Origin of the sequence: Streptomyces aquilus (assembly GCF_003955715.1) — a bacterium.
GTDB classification, from domain to species: Bacteria; Actinomycetota; Actinomycetes; order Streptomycetales; family Streptomycetaceae; genus Streptomyces; species Streptomyces aquilus.
Map to the genome: position 1 here is coordinate 4731492 of NZ_CP034463.1, position 20366 is coordinate 4751857.

General features: G+C 71.6%; 16 protein-coding genes. 6 read left to right on the forward strand and 10 right to left on the reverse strand.

Annotation, left to right across the window (positions count from 1 at the left end; all coding sequences use genetic code 11):
* Nucleotides 1-153: 153 nt before the first annotated feature.
* Both EJC51_RS21725 and EJC51_RS21730 read left to right on the forward strand, forming a co-directional pair.
* Complete coding sequence (locus EJC51_RS21725) at nt 154-1371, forward strand: L,D-transpeptidase (protein WP_126272623.1); 1218 nt, start codon at nt 154-156, stop codon at nt 1369-1371.
* 234 nt (nt 1372-1605) lie between these two features.
* Nucleotides 1606-2352 carry a DUF6227 family protein gene (locus tag EJC51_RS21730; RefSeq protein ID WP_097265285.1) on the forward strand — a complete coding sequence of 249 codons (747 nt, stop codon included), beginning with the start codon at nt 1606-1608 and terminating at the stop codon, nt 2350-2352.
* Between the two features lie 37 nt (nt 2353-2389).
* Here EJC51_RS21730 and EJC51_RS21735 read toward each other — a convergent pair whose 3' ends face one another.
* From EJC51_RS21735 to EJC51_RS21755, 5 genes are all read right to left on the reverse strand, one after another.
* Complete coding sequence (locus tag EJC51_RS21735; protein ID WP_126272624.1) at nt 2390-2641, reverse strand: hypothetical protein; 252 nt, start codon at nt 2639-2641, stop codon at nt 2390-2392.
* A 178-nt stretch (nt 2642-2819) separates the two neighbouring features.
* Entirely contained in the window at nt 2820-4958 is a 2139-nt protein-coding gene (locus EJC51_RS21740; RefSeq protein ID WP_126272625.1) for a PTS fructose transporter subunit IIABC, read from the reverse strand.
* A 529-nt stretch (nt 4959-5487) separates the two neighbouring features.
* The gene (gene pfkB / locus EJC51_RS21745) at nt 5488-6435 is read right to left on the reverse strand and encodes a 1-phosphofructokinase (RefSeq protein WP_126272626.1); all 948 of its coding nucleotides are present in this window, start codon (nt 6433-6435) and stop codon (nt 5488-5490) included.
* Nucleotides 6432-7193 (reverse strand): DeoR/GlpR family DNA-binding transcription regulator, encoded by a 762-nt coding sequence (locus EJC51_RS21750; protein WP_059196035.1) that lies wholly within the window; start codon nt 7191-7193, stop codon nt 6432-6434. The genes pfkB and EJC51_RS21750 overlap by 4 nt, the downstream gene beginning before the upstream one ends.
* Nucleotides 7194-7433: 240 nt before the next feature.
* The gene (locus tag EJC51_RS21755) at nt 7434-8981 is read right to left on the reverse strand and encodes an MFS transporter (protein WP_126272627.1); all 1548 of its coding nucleotides are present in this window, start codon (nt 8979-8981) and stop codon (nt 7434-7436) included.
* Nucleotides 8982-9043: 62 nt separating this feature from the next.
* Here EJC51_RS21755 and EJC51_RS21760 point away from each other — a divergent pair, with 62 nt between their 5' ends.
* Nucleotides 9044-10009, forward strand: a complete 966-nt coding sequence (locus EJC51_RS21760; RefSeq protein ID WP_126272628.1) for a helix-turn-helix transcriptional regulator — start codon at nt 9044-9046, stop codon at nt 10007-10009.
* Between the two features lie 40 nt (nt 10010-10049).
* Here EJC51_RS21760 and EJC51_RS21765 read toward each other — a convergent pair whose 3' ends face one another.
* From EJC51_RS21765 to EJC51_RS21775, 3 genes are all read right to left on the reverse strand, one after another.
* Nucleotides 10050-10646, reverse strand: coding sequence for a TetR/AcrR family transcriptional regulator (locus EJC51_RS21765; protein ID WP_126277071.1), 597 nt, complete (start codon nt 10644-10646; stop codon nt 10050-10052).
* Nucleotides 10647-11208: 562 nt separating this feature from the next.
* On the reverse strand, nt 11209-12207 hold the full coding sequence (locus EJC51_RS21770) for a sigma-70 family RNA polymerase sigma factor (protein WP_126272629.1): 999 nt from the start codon (nt 12205-12207) through the stop codon (nt 11209-11211).
* A 459-nt stretch (nt 12208-12666) separates the two neighbouring features.
* Nucleotides 12667-13434, reverse strand: a complete 768-nt coding sequence (locus tag EJC51_RS21775) for a dioxygenase family protein (RefSeq protein WP_126277072.1) — start codon at nt 13432-13434, stop codon at nt 12667-12669.
* Between the two features lie 181 nt (nt 13435-13615).
* Here EJC51_RS21775 and EJC51_RS21780 point away from each other — a divergent pair, with 181 nt between their 5' ends.
* Nucleotides 13616-14107, forward strand: coding sequence for a MarR family winged helix-turn-helix transcriptional regulator (locus EJC51_RS21780; RefSeq protein ID WP_126272630.1), 492 nt, complete (start codon nt 13616-13618; stop codon nt 14105-14107).
* A 94-nt stretch (nt 14108-14201) separates the two neighbouring features.
* Here EJC51_RS21780 and EJC51_RS21785 read toward each other — a convergent pair whose 3' ends face one another.
* Together EJC51_RS21785 and EJC51_RS21790 are read right to left on the reverse strand one after the other, a co-directional pair.
* Nucleotides 14202-15743 carry an MFS transporter gene (locus tag EJC51_RS21785; protein WP_126272631.1) on the reverse strand — a complete coding sequence of 514 codons (1542 nt, stop codon included), beginning with the start codon at nt 15741-15743 and terminating at the stop codon, nt 14202-14204.
* A gap of 142 nt (nt 15744-15885) precedes the next feature.
* Nucleotides 15886-16527 (reverse strand): TetR/AcrR family transcriptional regulator, encoded by a 642-nt coding sequence (locus EJC51_RS21790; protein WP_207924841.1) that lies wholly within the window; start codon nt 16525-16527, stop codon nt 15886-15888.
* A 289-nt stretch (nt 16528-16816) separates the two neighbouring features.
* Here EJC51_RS21790 and EJC51_RS21795 point away from each other — a divergent pair, with 289 nt between their 5' ends.
* A complete protein-coding gene (locus EJC51_RS21795; protein ID WP_126272633.1) occupies nt 16817-18103 on the forward strand; it encodes a M6 family metalloprotease domain-containing protein in 1287 nt (428 codons plus the stop codon).
* A gap of 519 nt (nt 18104-18622) precedes the next feature.
* Nucleotides 18623-20317: an IclR family transcriptional regulator domain-containing protein gene (locus EJC51_RS21800; RefSeq protein ID WP_126272634.1), complete on the forward strand. Its 1695-nt coding sequence runs from the start codon at nt 18623-18625 to the stop codon at nt 20315-20317.
* Nucleotides 20318-20366 lie beyond the last annotated feature (49 nt).

A 20366-nucleotide genomic window follows, 5' to 3' on the forward strand; every position in this document is an offset into this window, starting at 1 on the left:
CCTCGGCCGGTGGCTCATTTCGTGTGGGGATTGTCCCGGTTGTGTCACGCGATGGCGTTCAGCGCGCTCGCGGGGAACCCGACCGGCCATGCATGCGCTCTTTGTCCACGCACTGGAGCGGATCACGCACATCACACGAATCGGGAGCAGCTCGTGACAACGCCGGACATAGCAAAGCGGCGCGCACTGGGGGCCTGTGCCGTCCTGGCGGTCGGCGCCCTCACCCTCACCGCCTGTGGCGGCGGCGCCGACGGCAAGAACGACGGCAAGGGCGCCGGGGACTCCCCGAAGACGTCGGCGGCGAAGATCGTCATCTCGGCCAAGGACGGCTCGACGGGCGCGTCGATCAACACCACGGGGGTGAAGGTCAGCGGGGGCGCGCTCACCGGCGTGAAGATGAAGGTGGCCGGGACGGGGCAGGACGTACCGGGCACGCTCACCGCGGGCGGGGGGAGTTGGCAGCCGAAGGAGCAGTTGGAGCGGGGCACGAAGTACGAGATATCGGCGACCGCGAAGGACGCCGACGGTCGCGCCACCTCCGCGGACTCGACGTTCACCACGGTCAGCAAGGCGAACAGCTTCATCGGGACGTACACGCCGGACGGTGGTACGACGGTGGGGGTCGGGATGCCGGTGTCGTTCAGTTTCGACAGGGCGATCAGTGACAAGAAGGCCGTGCAGTCGCACATCACGGTCTCCTCCAGCAGCGGGCAGCAGGTGGTCGGGCACTGGTTCGGGTCGCAGCGGCTCGACTTCCGGCCGCAGGAGTACTGGAAGGCCGGCTCCAAGGTCACGATGAAGATCGACCTGGACGGCGTGAAGGGCGCGAACGGCGTCGTCGGGGTGCAGAAGAAGACCGTCAGCTTCACGATCGGGCGGTCGCAGGTCTCCACGGTCGACGTGAACACGCAGACCATGACGGTCATGCGCGACGGCAAGACCTTCAAGTCAGTGCCCATCTCGGCGGGCAGCCCGGAGTTCACCACCTACAACGGGCAGATGGTGATCTCCGAGAAGTTCCCGAAGCTGCGGATGGACAGCCGGACGGTCGGGCTCAAGAACGCCTACGACATCCCGGACGTGCCGCACGCCATGCGTCTGACGCAGTCGGGGACCTTCATCCACGGCAACTACTGGTACAAGAAGTCCAATCCGCCCTTCGGCCGGACCGGCACCAGCCACGGGTGCGTGGGGTTGCAGGACGTGCAGGGCGGCTCGGGGGCGACGAACGCCAAGTGGTTCTACGACAACTCCATCCTCGGGGACGTCGTGATCGTCAAGAACTCCCCCGACAAGTCGGTGGCGCCGGACAACGGACTCAACGGCTGGAACCTGTCGTGGAGCGAGTGGACCACGGGAAGCGCCGTGTGAGCGCCTGCGGGGCACCCTGGCGCCCCTCGGGCGTCCGTGCGCCGTCCGGCCGCCGCTGCACGCCAAGTGCCGTCTGACCGGCTGTTTTTGACGGATCTTCGGGCCGCGTGGGAACTTCTCACACGGCCCGGGCGTTTTCTGTGCGCACGTTTTCTCGGTTCCCGGACATGATGTCCGACCGAGGGGCTACGGTATGCACCCACAAGGTGACATGCAGCAACGCCGGGAGAAACCTTGAGCGTTCCGTACGAGACGGCAGCGTACGAGCCACGCGAGTCGCCCGAGTCTCCGGAGGAGCACCTCGCGCGACTCCTCGGCCGCGCGCTGAACTCCTTCGAGCTGCCCGACGAGGTGATACAGCGCCTCGACTGCGCGCTGGCGCACGACAGCTCACTGCACTCCGCGCACCACAGCGCGGGGCTGCACCGCGAGACGTACCGCCACGCCTGGCTGCTCGCCGACGGTTCCGCGCTCACGCTGTGGGAGCTCGTCCACAACACCGCGCCGGGCAGCGAGCCGCAGCACGAGGTGTACGTCGACGAGGAGGAGCTGCGCGCGGCCACGGCCCGGCTGCCGTTGCCCGCGGACACCCCCGACTTCGAGCTCCCGGTGACGGTGCAGCTGTCGCCGATCCCCGCGCCCCGGCACGCGTACGTGCCCGACGACTCCGCGGACCACGCGCGCCGGCTCCTGCGCCGCGCCGAGAACCCGGACCGGCCGGGCGCGGAGACGGCGGCGCTGCTGGCGAACGCGTTCGCGCACCAGATCACGCAGGCGTTCGGGCGGCCGTGCCGCGCCGGGCGTATCGGGCTGTGCTTCTCGCTCTACGAGCACGCGTTCCTGCTGCGCGACGGCGAGGAGGTCTCCCTGTGGGAGGTCGAGCACACGGCCACGCCCGACGGGCGGCACATGTGCGAGGTGTACGTCTCCGAGGACGCCGCCCGGGACGCGATGGAGCGGCGGGCAGCGCGCGTCTCGTGACGCACGCCGACGCGGCGAGCGGGTGAGCGCTCGGGCGTCAGCGGCCGTCGCTGAGCTGTCGTACCAGCCCTGCGAAGGCGTCCCGTTCCGCCGGGGTCAGCTGGACGGCCTCCAGGTCGGGGCCGGCCTGCCGCTGGTACGGAAGGCCCTGGAGGGCGTGGGCGGGCCCCCACAGGGCGGCCGCGCGGCCGCGGCGCAGGACGCGGGTCAGGCCGATCGCCCAGACGACGGTCGCCAGGGCGAGGACGGCCATGCCCGTCAGCTGGTAGATCGAGACGTGCTCAGGCATGCGCCCCAGTAGACACCACGGTCCGGGACTTTGGTCCCGGACCGTGACGTATCTCGCAGGTGCCGTGAACAACTCACAGCGGCCGAAAGGGACATGCGCGGGGCGCGAACGGCTGCGGTCGGCCGCAGCCCCGTCCCGCCAGGGTTGCGGCCGACCGCCGTCGGCGCCGGTGCCTCTGTTACGCCGCCACCGGCTGCTTCTGCTCGGCCGCCGGGGCGGACGCGGGGTCGTCGGAGGCGGTGGCAGCGCCTCCCGGGGCCGTCTTGCGCAGGCCCTTGAGGAGGATCACCAGGCCCGCCGTGACGGCCGTACCGACCGCGATGGCCAGCAGGTACAGGAACGGCTTGCCGATGAGGAAGGTGACCCAGATGCCGCCGTGCGGGGCGCGCAGAGTGGAGCCGAAGGCCATGGTCAGCGCGCCGGTGACCGCGCCGCCCGCCATGGAGGCGGGGATGACGCGCAGCGGGTCGGCCGCGGCGAACGGGATGGCGCCCTCGGAGATGAAGGAGGCGCCGAGGACCCAGGCCGCCTTGCCGTTCTCGCGCTCGGTCTCGGTGAACAGCTTCTTGCGGACGGTGGTGGCGAGGGCCATGCCCAGCGGGGGCACCATGCCGGCGGCCATCACGGCGGCCATGACCTTCATCGCCGAGTCGCTCGGGTCCTGTACGGCGATGCCGGCGGTGGCGAAGGCGTAGGCGACCTTGTTGACCGGGCCGCCCAGGTCGAAGCACATCATCAGGCCGAGGAGGATGCCGAGGAGGATGGCGTTGGTGCCGGAGAGGCCGTTGAGCCAGTCGGTCATGGCCTCCTGCGCGTTGGCGATCGGCTTGCCGATCACGATGAACATCAGGAAGCCGACGACGATCGACGAGATCAGCGGGATCACCACCACCGGCATGATGCCGCGCAGCACCGGTGGGATCTTGATCTTCTGGATGGCAAGGACGACGCCACCGGCCAGCAGACCGGCGACCAGGCCGCCGAGGAAGCCGGCGGCGATGTTGACGGAGATCATGCCGCCGACGAAGCCGGGCACGAGGCCGGGACGGTCGGCCATGCCGTAGGCGATGTAGCCGGCGAGGACGGGGATCAGGAAGCCGAAGGCGACGCCGCCGATCTGGAAGAGGAGGGCACCCCAGCTGTCGACCTGGCCCCAGTCGAAGTGGTCCATGACCGGCTTGGCCTCGTTGATCTGGTAGCCGCCGATCGCGAAGCCGAGGGCGATCAGCAGACCGCCGGCCGCGACGAACGGGACCATGTAGCTCACGCCCGTCATCAGCCACTTGCGCAGCTTGGTGCCGTAGCTGTCACCGGCGTCGCCCGCGCGCTCGACCGGCGTGGAGCCGGTCCCGGGGGTGCCCGTGACCTCACCGCGCGCCGCCTTGCCGCGCACCTCGGTGATGAGCTCGGCGGGGCGGTTGATGCCCGCCTTCACGCCGACGTCGACGGTGGGCTTGCCGGCGAAGCGGTCCTTGTCGCGTACGGGGACGTCGTGGGCGAAGATCACGCCGTCCGCCGCCTCGATGACGGCCGGGTCGAGCCGGGTGAAGCCGGCCGAGCCCTGGGTCTCGACGACGAGTTCGACGCCCGCCTCGCGGCCCGCGTTCTCCAGGGACTCGGCCGCCATGTAGGTGTGGGCGATGCCGGTCGGGCAGGAGGTGACGGCGACGATACGGAAGGGGCGCGCGTCGGCGGCGTCCGCCCCGCTCGCGTCCGTGGCGCCCGGCGCCGGAGCGGTCGCGCCGTCCGGCGCCGGGGCCGCGGTTCCCGTGGCGGTGTCGGCGGAGGCCGCCGCCGACACCGCCACGGAGTTCGAAGAGGCGCCCGCGGGGGCGCTCGCCGATGCGCCGGGCGCGTCGGAGGCGTCCGCCGCCGGCGCGTCCCCGCGAATGAGCGCCGCCGCAGTGGCCGCGTCGCCCGCCGCGCGCAGTGCGTCGGTGAACTCCGTGTTCATCAGCTGCCGCGCCAGTGACGACAGGATCGTCAGGTGGGCGTCGTCGGCGCCGGCCGGCGCGGCGATGAGGAAGATCAGGTCGGCGGGGCCGTCCGCCGCGCCGAAGTCGATCCCGGCGGCGCTGCGCCCGAAGGCGAGCGTCGGCTCGGTGACGTGCGCGCTGCGGCAGTGCGGGATGCCGATGCCGCCGTCGAGGCCGGTCGGCATCTGGGCCTCGCGGGCGGCCACGTCGGCGAGGAAGCCGTCCAGGTCGGTCACCCGGCCCAGGGCCACCATGCGCTCGGCGAGGGCACGCGCCGCCGCTTCCTTGGTGTCGGCGGACAGGTCGAGATCGACCAGGTCCGCGGTGATCATGTCGCTCATCGCGGGCTCCTTCGCACGCGTATCGCCCGGGGAGTGGAGTGGGCGGGGGCGGGGACGGGGGTGCAGTGGGGGGTCATGGGGGTGAGTTCGGAGGTGAACTCAGCGGTGAGTTCGGGGGCGAACTCGGGGGTGGTGGGGGCGGGGCCGGGGAAACCTCGCCCCCACCGGGAGACAGGGCGACTCAGGTGGCCCTGCCTCCCGCAGGCCGCGGCGAGTAACGGGGAGCCTCGCCGCTTCATGGCCGGTCCACTGGGGAGTGCCGGGGGCGTGGACGACGCCGAGCGATCCGGGTCGGGCGCCCTCGGCGCCGTAGAGGCAGAGAAGGAACCGTGCGCCTCGGGTGCCGTCACCGCCGTGGAAGGAGAGCCGTGGGCTTCCGGCGCCCTCACCACCGCAGATGGAGAGCCGTATGCCTGCGGCCCCCTCACCACCGCAGAAGCAGAGCCGTGAGCCTCCGGCGCCGTCACCACCGCAGAAGCAGAGCCGTATGCCTCCGGCGCCCTCACCGCCGTACGCGCCAAGCGGTTCGTCATGTCACCGGCTCCTTCAGTACGCGGTCCGCCGGGACCTCCGCCGTGACCGTCACCGCGGCCGGGTCCAGGTCGGACGGGGTCGGCATGACGCTGCCGGGGAGTTGTACGGCGGCGGCGCCGTGGGCGACCGCCGAGGCGAGGGCCTCCGGGCCGCTGCCGCCGGCGATGAGGAAACCGGCGAGGGAGGAGTCACCGGCGCCCACGTTGCTGCGGACGACGTCCACGCGGGCGCTAGCGAACCAGGTGCCCGAGCCGTCCACGAGGAGTTGCCCGTCGGCGCCCAGGCTCGCGAGCACGGCGCGTGCGCCCATCTCGCGCAACTCCTCGGCCGCCTTCACGGCGTCGCCCACCGTGGACAGGGGGCGCCCGACGGCTTCCGCGAGCTCCTCGGCGTTCGGCTTCACCACGTCGGGGCGTTCGCGCAGCGCCTCCAGGAGCGCACGCCCCGAGGTGTCCAGCGCGATGCGCGCGCCCCCGGCGTGCGCCCGCGCGACCACATCGGCGTACCACGACGGCGCGAGCCCCCGCGGCAGGCTCCCGCAGCACGCGATCCAGTCCGCGTCCGGCGACTGCGCCCGCACCGTCTCCAGGAGCAGCTCCTGCTCCTGCGCCGACAGCTCGGGACCCGGCGCGTTGATCTTCGTCAGTACGCCGTCGGACTCGGCCAGCGCGATGTTGGAGCGGGTGGCGCCCGCGACCGGGACCGGCGCGACCTCGATGCCCTGCGCGTCGAGCAGATCCGCCACGAGCGCCCCCGGCGCACCACCCAGGGGCAGGACCGCGACCGTGCGCCGTCCGGCGGCCGCCACGGCGCGCGAGACGTTCACGCCCTTGCCGCCGGGGTCCATGCGCTCGCCGGTGGCGCGGATGACCTCGCCGCGCTCCAGTGCGGGAACCTCGTAGGTGCGGTCCAGGGACGGGTTCGGGGTGACGGTGAGGATCATGCGCGCACTACTTCCGTGCCGCCGCGCTCGATGGCGGTGGCGTCTTCGGGGCTCAGCCCGCTGTCGGTGATCAGCAGGTCCACGTCGCTCAGGTCGCCGAAGCGGGCGAAGTGCTCCTGGCCGTGCTTGGAGGAGTCGGCGAGCAGCACGACCCGGCGGGCGGCGGCGATCGCCGCGCGCTTCACCGCGGCCTCGGCGAGGTCGGGGGTGGTGAGGCCATGGTCGGCGGAGAAGCCGTTGGCCGCCACGAAGAGGACATCGGCCCGGATCTCGCCGTACGCCCGGAGGGCCCAGGCGTCGACGGCGGCGCGCGTGCGATGCCGTACGCGGCCTCCGACGAGGTGGAGCTGGATGCCGGGGTGGTCCGCGAGGCGGGCCGCGATCGGCAGGCTGTGCGTGACGACGGTGAGCGCCGCCTCCAGCGGGATGGCGCCGGCCAGGCGGGCGACCGTGGTGCCGGCGTCGAGGATCAGGGTGCCCTCGGTCGGCAGTTCGGCGACGGCCGCCTTGGCGATGTGGTCCTTCTCGTCGGCCGCCGTCGTCTCGCGCTCGGCGAGGTCCGGCTCGAAGTCGAGGCGCCCGGCCGGGATGGCACCGCCGTGCACCCGGCGCAGCAGGCCGGCGCGGTCGAGGGCCTTGAGGTCCCGGCGGATCGTCTCCGCGGTGACCTGGAACTCCTCGGCCAGCGACACCACGTCCACTCGCCCGCCGTCACGCGCGAGCCGGAGGATCTCCTGCTGCCGCTCCGGTGCGTACATGTCCGCTCGCCTCCGACTCGATGTCCGGCCGTGTCCGGCTTGATGTCCGGCCGCTTCCGGCCGCTTCCGGCCAGTGCCCGAACTTGTGGTTTCGCTGGGAGGCTACGCCCGGATTTCCGGAAAGTAAACAGGTTCGGGCCTGATTCGGGCATGAACGGACTTCCGGCCAGGTAAAGACAGGCGGAAGGCCCGGCGCCCACAGGGCGCCGGGCCTTTCTCCACTTCCCCAGGCTTCTCGGGTCAGACCAGCTCCGGCTCCTCCCCAGCCCCCTCCAGATGCTGCGCCCCCCGCTTCGGCAGCGCGAACATCAGCAGGAAGATCAGGGCCATGATCGCCGCGACCCAGCCCAGCGCGTGCTGGAAGGCGTCCACGAAGACCGGGCCCACCTGCTCGCGGCGCAGCACGTCCGGGATCTCGTTGAAGAAGACGACCGAGACCAGGCCGAGCCCGAGCGCGTTGCCCATCTGCTGCACGGTGTTGATGAGGCCGGACGCCGAGCCCGCGTGCTCGCGCGGTACGCCCGACAGCACCATGTCCGTCAGCGGGGCGAAGATCAGGCCCATGCCGAGGCCCATCACGACCAGCGGGAGGGCCATCTGCCAGGGGGCGATGGCGGTGCCGTACCGGCCGGCCTCCCAGAGGTAGAGCAGGACGCCCGCGACCATGGTCAGCGCGCCGGACTGGAGGACCGTGCGGCCTCCCACGCGCGGGACCAGCTTCTGCACCGACAGGCCCGCCGCCGTGGACACGGCGATCGAGAACGGCACCCCGGTCAGGCCCGCCTTGAGCGGCCGCCAGCCCAGTCCGACCTGCATGTACATCGTCCACACCAGGAAGAAGATGCCGAGACCGATACCGAAGACGGTCTGGACGGCGACGCCCGCGGCGAAGCTCTTCACGCGGAACAGGGAGAGTTCGATGAGCGGGGAGCCGTCGCGGGCGGTCTTGCGCTTCTCGTACGTCACGAGCGCGGCGAGGACGACGAACGCGCCGGCCATCGACACGTACCCCCACAGCGGCCAGCCCAGCTCACGGCCGCGGGTCAGCGGGTAGAGCAGCATGAGCAGGCCCAGGGTCACCAGGGCGACGCCGACCAGGTCGAGCTTCAGGGCGCGCGGGGCCTTGGACTCGGTGATGTAGCGGCTGCCGAGGATCAGGCCCGCGATGCCGACCGGGAGGTTGATGAGGAAGATCGGGCGCCATTCCAGGCCGAAGAGGTTCCACTCCGTCAGCAGCGCGCCCAGCAGCGGACCGGACACCGCGCCCAGGCCGACGATCGCGCCGAACAGGCCGAAGACCTTGCCGCGCTCCTCCGCCGGGAACGTCGCGTGCACGATCGACAGCACCTGCGGCACCATCAGCGCCGCCATGCCGCCCTGAAGGAACCGGGAGGCGACCAGCATCTCCGGGTTCGCGGCGAGGCCGCACAGCGCGGAGGCGAGGGTGAAGCCACCGATGCCGATGAGGAACAGCCGCTTGCGGCCGTGGATGTCGCCGAGGCGTCCGCCGGTGATCAGGCCCGCGGCGAAGGCGAGGGCGTAGCCGGCCGTTATCCACTGGATCTGGCTGACGCTCGCGCCCGCCTCGGCCCGGATGGACGGGATGGCGATGTTGACGATCGTGACGTCGACGAGGTCCATGAAGGCCGCGGTCATCACGATCGCGAGGGCGAACCAGCGACGCCGGTCGGGCGCCGACGCGGCCGCCGGCACAGGCGAGGACGCGGGCGAGGACCCGGGCAAAGACGCAGGTGTAGGCGTGGAAACCACGGTTTCGGTGGAGGTCATGTACTCAAGCTACGACCCCATTAGGTCAGATCGTGTCCTAGATGTACGGCATCCTCGAACTCATGACGACGGATACTCCGGCCCGGCTCCTCCAGCTCCTCTCCCTCCTCCAGACCCCGCGGGAATGGCCCGGCGGCGAGCTCGCCGACCGGCTCGGGGTGTCCCGCCGTACCGTGCGGCGGGACATCGACCGGCTGCGGGAGCTGGGCTATCCCGTGCAGGCGAGCAAGGGGTCCGACGGCGGCTACCGGCTCGTCGCGGGCAAGGCGATGCCGCCGCTCGTCCTCGACGACGAGGAGGCGGTCGCCATCGCGGTCGGGCTGCGGGCGGGCGCCGGGCACGCGGTCGAGGGGGTCGACGAGGCGTCCGTGCGGGCGCTGGCCAAGCTGGAGCAGGTGCTGCCGTCCCGGCTGCGGCACCGGGTCTCCACGCTCCAGACCGCGACGACCGCGCTGACCAGCGGGGACGGAGCGAGCATCGCGCCCGAGACGCTGACGGTCATGGCGTCGACCGTCGCGGGACACGAGCGGCTGCGGTTCGCCTACCGCACGAAGGACGGGACCGGGTCGCGGCGGGTCGTGGAGCCGTATCGGCTGGTCTCCACCGGGCGGCGGTGGTACCTCGTGGCGTACGACCTCGATCGCGACGACTGGCGTACGTTCCGGGTCGACCGGGTGAGCGAGCCGTTCGCCACGGGGGCGCGGTTCGCTCCGCGGGAGTTGCCCACGGGGAGTGCGGCGGAGTACCTGCGGCAGTCGATGTACCGGCGGCAGGAGACGTACGAGTTCGCCGTCACGTTCGCCGCTCCGGCGGAGGTGGTCGCGGCGCGGGTACCGAGGTGGGTGGGGGTGCCGGAGGCGGTGGGTGAGGGGCGCTGTCGACTGCGGGGGGAGTCGGGGGACGCGGTGGAGTGGCTGGCGGTTCGGCTGGCGATGACGGGGGTCGACTTCACGGTGGAGGCACCGGGGGAACTGGTGGAGTGTGTACGGGGGTTGGGGGATCGGCTGGTCCGGGCTGCGGGTGGGTGAGGTGTACGACGCCGGGCTGAGGCCAAGGCCCCGCCCGTTGCTACTCCCCCGCCCAGGGAAACCCCTCCAACGCCCCCAGATTCCGCAACGCCAACTCCGCCGGACCACCCGGGCCGCTCGCCCGCCTGTCGTCCGCCACCCATGCCTCCACCGCCGTCCGCACCGCCGCGCTCGCGACCGCCGCGGCGAAGCGCAGCTCGACGGTGGCGACAGGAGCGGCAACGTTGTCGGCACCGCCAGACCCCCGCTCCGCCAGCACCTCCCCCAACACCCGCTCAGAATCCCGGCACACCTCCGCCCACACCTTCCCCAGCGCCGGGCTGGAGTCCGCGAGGCGGATCAGCGTGCGGACCCATTCCCAGGACGCGGCGGAGACGCCGACGCCCGGTGTCAGCGTGTGCCGCACCGCGTGTTCCAGGGCCTCCGGCACGGACAGTTGCGCCGGTGCCTCCCGTACCGCTTCCGCCCAGCGCTGGGCGCCTGCCGCGTAGAGCGGGGCGACGGCCTCCTCCTTGGTCGCGAAGTACCGGTAGAAGGTGCGCGGCGCGATGCCCGCGGCCTGGGCGATGTCCTCGGCGCGTGTGGCGCGCAGCCCGCGGCTGGCGAAGAGCCCCGCCGCCGCCCTGGCGATGTCCATCCGCGTCTCGGCTTTTCGTCGCTCGGTCAGCGAGGCCGGAGCGGAAGAGGAGGCGGCACGGGAGGTGGAACGGGAGGTGGAACGCGGTGCTGGGGTGGGGCTGCTCACATCGGCAGGCTATGCCCATGTGACACAATCTGCCATCCGGCGGGCCACCCCGGGGTTCAGGTACGGGGTGACCCGCCGTCCAGCATGCCCTGCCGTGTCCCGCGCGTCGAACAAGGGCAGAGCCGGACCCCGGCACCCGGGGGGAGGGCGCCGGAGTCCGGCTCTCGGGAGAGTCCCGGCGCCGGGGGGAGTGCGTCGGGACTTGGCTCTCGGGGCCCCGGGCCATAGCCCGGAACCCGATCTCATCTCACCGAACTGAACTCGACCTCAAACGCGACCTCGAACGCGAGGTCGGTCACGCAGTCGGCTCGTCGGCCTGTCGGCTTCTCTTCGAACTCATGGACCCTGAAAGGTTGTTCCCAGCGTCCTGCCCGTTGAAGCGACCCAACTCCGCCATGTTTGCGCCGCCTTGAGACACCCGGCGCACGCGGGCACACCCGCGCCGTGGCGGGCCTTACGCGGCCGCGTCGAACCCGGTGTCCCGGGCCAGCTTCTTCAGTTCCAGCAGGGCGTGCTTCTCGATCTGACGGATGCGCTCGCGCGTCAGGCCGTGCTCCTTGCCGACCTCGGTGAGCGTGCGCTCCCGGCCGTCCTCGATGCCGTACCGCATCTTGATGATGGAGGCCGTGCGCTGGTCGAGGCGGCCGATCAGGCCGTCCAGTTCCTCGCTGCGCAGCAGCGTCAGGACGGACTGCTCGGGCGACACCGCGGAGGTGTCCTCCAGCAGGTCGCCGAACTGGGTGTCGCCGTCGTCGTCCACCGACATGTTCAGCGAGACCGGGTCGCGGGCCCAGTCCAGGACGTCCGTCACGCGCTCGGCCGTGGAGCCCAGTTCCTGCGCGATCTCGGCGGGCTCCGGGTCGCGGCCGTTCTCCCGGTTGAACTCGCGCTGGACGCGGCGGATGCGGCCGAGTTCCTCGACGAGGTGGACGGGGAGCCGGATCGTGCGCGACTGGTCGGCTATCGAGCGGGTGATGGCCTGCCGGATCCACCAGGTCGCGTACGTCGAGAACTTGAAGCCCTTGCGGTAGTCGAACTTCTCCACCGCGCGCACCAGGCCCGCGTTGCCCTCCTGGATCAGGTCGAGCAGGGGGAGGCCGCTGCGCGGGTAGCGGCGGGCCACCGCGACCACCAGGCGGAGGTTGGACCGGATGAAGACGTCCTTGGCCCGCTCGGCCTCGGCGACCAGCGCCTCGAGCTCCTCACGGGTGGCGTCCGCCTTGGACTCCTCGTACCCGTCGAGGACCTGCCGCGCGAACACACCCGCTTCGATCATCTGGGACAGCTCGACTTCCTTGGCGGCGTCGAGCAGCGGCGTGCGCGCGATCTCGTCGAGATACATGCCGACCAGGTCGCGGTCGGCGATCTCGCCGGCGTGGGCGCGAACGCTGCGTGCCTTGTCGACGGCCTCGCCGGAGGCGGACTGACGACGGGCGACGGCACGGGTTGCCATGCGTGTGCTCCCTTGCGATGTGGGCTGGCGGGTGGTCCTTGGAGGCCTGGTCCCGATGCGGTCCGACAGTGTCCGGTCCGGACTCTCCTCGGGTGCCCTGCTTCCGAAGGAAACAACGACTGGAATCAGGACAGAATTCCCAACCCGTCCCCCTATTTTTCTGATCATGCAGTATCCTGCGCGGCCACACGGTCCGCGGCGGTGCCGAGCGGCCCGGCAGAGGTGCAGGTCAGGCCGTGAGTCGAGACCGATCCCGGGCTTCTCATGAACCCCTCCCACCTCCGCGTCGGCGAGACGCCCGTCACACCCGGCCGCGCTCGCACTCCCCCGCGAAGACCGCCGTCCCCGGCCGTCCTCTGCCCCAGAAGACGGCCGGCACCCCTTGATGGTTGCCAGGTCAGCGGACTCCCAGGGAATTCACAGCGACACCACATCCAGCCCTTACCCGCGGCGGGCGCCTCAGCCGAACTGCACCGACCGCTTCGCCATCCCCATCCAGAACCCGTCGATCACCGACTTCTGCGCGTCCAGCTCGCCGGAGACCTCGGCGGCGCCCATGGTCACGAAGAGGGGCGCGAAGTGCTCGGTGCGCGGGTGGGCGTAGCGGCCGGCCGGGGCCTTGTGGAGGAAGTCGAGCAGGCCGTCCCAGTCGCGCGCCTCCAGGGCCCGCCGGCCCCAGTCGTCGAACTCGGAGGACCAGGTCGGCACTCCCCCGCCGGTGTGGCGGAGCGCGGCGAGGTTGTGGGTGAAGAAGCCGGAGCCGACGATCAGGACGCCTTCGTCGCGCAGCGGGGCGAGCTTGCGGCCGATCTCCATGAGCTTGACGGGGTCGAGGGTCGGCATGGAGATCTGCAGGACCGGGATGTCGGCCTCGGGGAACATCTCGACGAGCGGGACGTAGGCGCCGTGGTCGAGGCCACGGTCGGGGATGTCCTGGACGGGGGTGCCGGGGGCGCGCAGCAGCTTGCGGACGGACTCGGCGAGCGCGGGCGCGCCGGGGGCGGCGTACCGCACCTGGTAGTAGTGCTCGGGGAAGCCCCAGAAGTCGTAGACGAGGGGGATCGTCTCGACCGCGCCGAGGGCGAGCGGGGCCTCTTCCCAGTGGGCGGAGACCATGAGGATCGCCTTGGGGCGCGGGAGGTCCGCGGACCAGGCGGCGAGTTCGCCGGGCCAGATCGGGTCGTCGGCGAGGGGCGGAGCGCCGTGGCTGAGGTAGAGCGCGGGCATACGCTCCCTGGTCGCCTGCTGAGTCGCGTCCTGGGTTGCGGCCGACATGGCGCTGCTCCCTCCGAAAGGTGTTATATGAACACAGTTTTTCGAGTGTTACTTGAAGTCTAAAACTTCCGACCCTGTGAACATACCTCCAACTTGTTTAACTTTCAAGGAGCCGTCTCGTACAGTGGAAGACATGGCCGAAGAACCCGTCTGGCTCACCGCCGAGGAACAGCGCGTCTGGCGCTCCTACCTGCACGCCACCACCCTTCTCGAAGACCACCTCGACCGCCAGTTGCAGCGCGACGCGGGCATGCCGCACGTCTACTACGGGCTGCTCGTCGGCCTCGCCGAGGCGCCGCAGCGCCGGCTGCGGATGACCGAGCTGGCGATGAAGGCGAAGATCACCCGCTCCCGGCTGTCGCACGCCATCGCCCGCCTGGAGAAGAACGGCTGGGTCCGCCGCGAGGACTGCCCCTCCGACAAGCGCGGCCAGTTCGCGATCCTCACCGACGACGGGCACGCGGTGCTGCGCCGCACCGCCCCCGGCCACGTGGGCGCCGTACGCCAGGCGCTGTTCGAGCGGCTCACCCCGGAACAGCAGAAGTCCCTCGGCGAGATCATGGAGATCGTCGCCGAGGGACTTCAGCCCAACGAAGCGGGTGCGGACCTGCCCTGGCTCCGCTGAGCCAGGACAGGTCCTCAGAGGTCGTACGTGCGGAGCGTCCCCATCCCCGTACGTACGACGAGCACGAAGGGGTACGACCGGACGGTCGTCGTCGTCAGTGGGCGACGACCGGGACCGGCACCTCGTCCTCGGCGCCCTCCGCGGAACCGGCCACGGCACCCGTGTCCGGGCGGCCGGCGTTGACCAGGGTCACCACGATGACCGCGGCGAGGACCAGCATGCCGACGGCGAACCAGATCGCGTTGGTGTAGCCGTGCACCTGCCCCTCAAGGGCGACCAGCTGCTGCTGCGACTTGGAGGTCGCGGAGCCGATGTGGTCCTTGACGTACGCGGTCGTCGCGGACGCGGCGATCGTGTTCAGCAGGGCCGTACCGATCGCGCCGCCCACCTGCTGCGAGGTGTTGACCATCGCGGAGGCGACACCGGCGTCCCGGGGCTCGACGCCGAGCGTGGCCAGGGACATGGCCGGCATGAACGCCGTACCCATGCCGAGACCGAGCAGCAGCATCGCGGGCAGGATCGTCGAGGCGTACGACGAGCCGATCTCCAGCTGCGTCATCAGCAGCATGCCGATCGCCGCGACCAGGAAGCCGGGGCCCATCAGCAGGCGGGCCGGCAGCCGGGTCATCAGGCGGGTGCCGATCTGGGTCGAGCCGACCATCATGCCGACGATCATCGGCATGAACGCGAACCCGGTCTTGATCGGCGAGAAGCCCTTCACGACCTGGAGGTAGTAGGTCAGGAACAGGAACGTGCCGAACATCGCGATGATCGCGATACCGAGCGAGAGGTAGATGCCGCCGCGGTTGCGGTCGGTCACCACGCGCAGCGGCAGCAGCGGGGCCTTGACCTTCGCCTCGGTGACGACGAAGGCGATCAGCAGGACCGCGGAGGCGACGAACATGCCCACGGTCACGGAGTCGCCCCAGCCGTTGGACTCGGCGCGGGTGAAGCCGTAGACCAGCGCGACCAGACCCAGGGTGGAGAGCAGGACGCCGGGGATGTCGAGCGGGTTGCGGTTGCGGCCGCCCTCGGGCTCACGGATGACGAAGTACGCGCCGAGCGCGGCGACGATGGCGAACGGGATGTTGACGAAGAACGTCCAGCGCCAGTCCATGTACTCGGTCAGCACACCGCCGAGGATGAAGCCCACGGCACCGCCACCACCGGCGATGGCACCGTAGATGCCGAACGCCTTGGCGCGCTCCTTGGCGTCCGTGAACATCACGGCGAGCAGGGAGAGCGCGGCGGGCGCGAGCAGCGCGCCGAAGACACCCTGGAGGGCGCGGGCGCCGAACATCATGGCCTCGTTGGTGGCCGCGCCACCGAGCGCGGAGGCGCCGGCGAAGCCGATCAGGCCGACGACGAAGGCGTTCTTGCGGCCCCACAGGTCGGCGATGCGGCCGCCGAACAGGAGGAGACCGCCGAAGGCGAGGGCGTAGGCCGTGACGACCCACTGCCGGTTGCCGTCGGAGATGCCGAGGTCCACCTGGGCGGACGGCAGGGCGATGTTCACGATGGTGGCGTCGAGGACGACCATCAGCTGGGCGAGCGCGATGAAGACGAGCGCCTTCCAGCGGTTGGCGTCACCGGACGTGGCCGGTGCGCCGGGAGCCTTGGAGGCTGTTTCGGACATGAGGGTACCCACTTCGGGACTTCGTGACGGAACAAAGGAGTGGTGAGGGGACGGCCGGTCATCGGTGACGGCCGGGATGAGTCGTTGCGATGTGGAGGTGGACTGCGGTGGCGCCCTGAACTAATCGGTCAGCACTGATCGGTCAGGCTCGGCGGAGATCCTCCATGGTCAGGGCCGTGCCCGGCAGGATGGAGCGGGCCGGGGCCCGCAATCCGTCGAGGAACAGCTGGAGCGTGCGGTGCACGAAACGGTCGGCGACGCCGCAGCCGGTGCCGGCCGGGGGCCGGGACAGCTGGGACACCGCGACCAACACGTCACCGACACTCACGTCGGCACGGAGCTGACCCGCCGTCCTGGCCCGGTCCATGAGCTCCTCGACGAGTTGCTCGATCCGTTCCCGTGACGCCACCAGGTCGGGGTGGTGCTGGTCGAAGGCGCTCTGCACCATCGGGCACAGAGCGGCGATCCGCTCGTCCGCGGACGCGTGCACGAAGCGCTCCAACGCCTCGAAGGCGTCCCCGGTCGCGGCGAGCGCGACTTCGGCCGCCTCGGACGTCCGGTCCATGACGGAGCAGACGACCTCGCGGACGAGCGCGTCACGGTCGGGGAAGTTCCGGTACACCGTGGCGTTGCCGACACCGGCGCGGCGGGCGATCTCGTCGAGCGGCACATCGGGGCCGAACTCGGTGAACATCTCCCGGGCGGCGGTGACGATCCGCTCCCGGTTGCGCAGGGCGTCGGCGCGGGGCCGGGTCACCTTCTTCTGCACAGTGGTCGCGGTCACGGCGTACTCCTCGGAGTGGGGTTTGCTTCGGCTGACTCTTCTGAACCTTGCTGACTCTTGCGATCCGGGGAAGCACTCCCCGTTTCGCGCGAACACACTTCTAAACGGGGAGACGCTCCCCGGTTATTTCGGGTTGAGGAGAAGATTTGATGTGACCTGAGTCACATCCACTCCTCCGAGAAACCCACGTTCGGCCCCTCCAGCGCGCGCCCGCGCACCCCTCGACCCAGGGTGATCGAAAGGGTGCAGTCCGTGGTCAGACGGCTGCCGTGGACGGAGAGGGCCGTGCATGCAGCAGACGCAGACCAGCCGTCGGATACGCCCGCGCCGCGTCGCCACCCTCGTGTCCGTGACCGCGCTGACCCTCGTGGTCAGCACCTCGGCCGGCACGAGCCACCGCACGGCGGCCCCCGCCCCCGCAGGCGCCGGACCGGTCGCCCTGGCCCGCACCTCCGCCCACGGCCCCTGTCTGATCCGCGGCGGCGCCGCGATCCAGATGTCCGAGGGCGTCCCCACCACCGGCGGCTACTCCCGCTCCACCGGCACCGTCCGCGCTCTCACCCTGATGATCGACTTCTCCGACGCCCCGGGCCGCGGCCCCGCCCTCGACCGCTTCCGCGAATTCTTCCCGCAGACCCAGGAATGGTTCCGCACCAGCTCCTACGGCCGCCTCGACTACCGCCCCGAGACACCGATCCCGACCTGGCTGCGGATGCCGAAGCCGTTCGCGGCGTACGGCATAGAGCGCGGCGCGCCCTTCGACCCCGGCTACCGGGACCTGGTCCAGGACATCGTGGCCGCGGCCGACCCGAAGGTGGACTTCCGGTCGTACGACTTCCTGAACGTGCTGGTCACCCCGAACGCGGGCCCGTCCGCCCTCGACACGGTCCTGTCGGTGACCTTCGCCGGCAACCCGGACGCGCCGGTCGCCGACGGCGTCCCGGTCGCCAACGCGTCCTTCGTCTACTCCCGGCAGGACGACGGCTCCGGCTCCTTCGCGCAGACCGGCTACCGGGTCCTGCCGCACGAGAACGGCCATGTCTTCGGCCTGCCCGACCTCTACACGGCGGACGGCGGGGGCGCGGTCGGGCACTGGGACATCATGAGCGAGGACTGGGGCGCCAACAACGACCTCCTCGGCTGGCACAAGTGGAAGCTGGGCTGGCTGGACGCCTCGCAGGTCACCTGTGTGACGACCCCGGGGACGACCGAGTACACGCTCACCCCGATGGCCCGCGCCGGCGGCTCCAAGCTGCTCTTCGTCCCGGTCAGCGGCCGCACCGGCTACGCCGTGGAACTGCGCACCCGCGAGGGCAACGACGAGGCGGTGTGCCGGCCGGGTGCGCTGATCTACAAGGTGAACGCGGACGTCGACACCGGAATGGGCCCGGTCACGGTGTACGACTCCCACCGCGACAGCGGCGGCTGCACCCGCAGCCCCAACGTCCACGCGGAACTCTCGGACGCCCCCTTCGCCCCGGGCCAGACCTTCCACGACCGGAAGCGACACATCCGGATCGAGGTGACGGGGGTGGACCTGTCGGGGGACTACCGGGTGCGGGTCACGCGGGGGTGAGGCGCGGGGCGGTCTTCGCCGGGCGGGAAGGGGCGGGGTGATCTCCGCCGGGCGGGATAGGCCGGGGCGGTCTTCGCCGGGCGGGATAGGCCGGGGCGGTCTTCGCCGGGCGCGAGTGGCCTCGGTCGTCTCTCCGGGCGCGAGCCGCCGGGGTGGCGGCAGGGGCTGGGGCTCGGGGCGGCAGGCTTCGCAGGGCGCGAACGGTCGAGGTGGCGGCCGGCGCTGACACCCGGGCCGGCAGTCCTCGCCTGGCGCGAACAGCCCGGGCTCGATTTCTCCGGGCGCGAGCCGCCGGAGCGGCGGCCGAGGCAGAGGCCCGGACCGGCGAGCTTCGCCGGGGGCGAGCGGTCGGGGTGGTCTTCGGCGGGCGGGAGGATGGGGTGGAGGTCGGCGGGCGGGAGGGTGGGGTGGAGGTCGGCGGGCAGGGGGTGCTGGGGCTTGGGGCGCGGGCGTAGTACGGGTCGGACGGCGTTCGCCGGATTACCGTAGGGCTCCCGTGACTGCCGTACCGGAGAGCCGATGCCCGCGAAGACGACCCCGACCATGGATGACGCCGTGGATGTGAGGGACCCTGCCGTCGTGCCGGCGGAGGCGGTCGCGCCGTTGATCCGTGGCGTCGCCGTGCTGCGGGAGCTGACCGAGGCGGGCGGGACGCTGAGCCCGAGCGCGCTGGAGCGGGCGACCGGCCTCGCGCGCTCCACGGTCGACCGCATCACCGCCACCCTCGCCCGCATGGGGTACGTCCGCCTCGATGGCCGGGACGTGGTCCTCACCCCCCGGCTGATGGAACTGGGCAACGCCTACCTGGCCGCCCTGCGGCTGCCCGCGCTGCTGGACGCGCGCGCCGACGAACTGGCCGACGAGCTCGACGAGTCGGTGTCCCTGGCGGTCGCCGACCGCGACGGCATCCGCTTCATCCACCAGGCCACCCGGCGCCGCGCGATGTCCCTCAGCTTCCGCATCGGCGACCTGCTCCCCGCCGAACGCACCGCGCCCGGCGCCCTGTTCGCGACGGAGTGGACGGACGCCGACCGGCTGGCGTGGCGGGAACGCCGGGCGGCGGACCCCCAGGACCATGGCTTTCCCGCCGTACCGCCCCGCGAACACCCCTGGCCGGACGCGGAGTTCGAGCGTCGGGCCGCACAAGCGGCCGCCGACGACTGGGCGTTGGACGACCAGCTGATCGAACCGGGCCTGGTGGCGGTCGCGGTGCCGGTGCGCGACCCGCACACCGGACGGATCGCGTGCGCGGCGAGCGTGGTCAGCCACACCAGCCGGCACACCGCGGCCGGTCTACGCGAGACGCTGCTGCCGCGGCTGCGGGTGGCGGTGGCGGACATGGAACGGGAGCTGCGCCAGATGCCGCCCGCGCCGGAGCCGGGGACCGGCCCGTCGGGCCTGGCGATCTGGACCGGGGCCTCCAAGCAGGAGCTCGGCCGCGGGTTCGTGGAGTCCCTGGCACGTGGTCTGACCGTGCTGACGGCGTTCGGTGAGGGCCGGGCCGCCCTGACCCTGACGGACGTCGCGAAGGCGACCGGGCTGGCGCGGGCCACGGCCCGCCGCGCCCTGATCACCTACGAGCACCTGGGTCTCGTCACCGCGACCGCGCACCGCACCTTCACCCTCACCCCCCGGGTGCTGTCCCTGGGCTTCCCGGCGCTCGCCCGGACCTCACTGGCCGAGATCGCGACCCCGCACCTGGCGGACCTCACCTCCCGCATCCACGAGTCGGCGTCCCTGGCGGTGCTCACCCCGGCCGGCGACGAGATCCAGTACACGGCCCGCGTCGCCACCAACCGTGTGATGAGCGTGAACCTCACCGTCGGCACCCGGCTCCCCGCCTACGCGACCTCCATGGGCCGGGTCCTGCTGGCCGACCTCCCGCGCGGCCGCCGCTCCCTGGGCGAACTGCGCCCGCTGACCCCGCGCACCCTCACCGACCCCGCGGCCCTCGACCGGCTCCTGACCGAGGTCCACGCCCAGGGGTACGCCCTGGTCGACGAGGAACTGGAGGCGGGCCTGCGCTCGATCGCGGTGCCGGTCCGCGACCACCGGGGCCGGGTGGTCGCGGCGCTGAACACCGCCATGCACACCACCCGCCGCACCCCCGCGGAGTGCGTGAGCGACCTGCTGCCGGAACTCCGGGCCACCGCGACGGCGATCGAGCAGGACTTCCACACGGCGGACCGCTTCACCCGCGTCCCCACCGCCTGACCTTCCCCTCCCCCATCGCTTATCCGCTAGGCTGGTCGCGGATCTCACC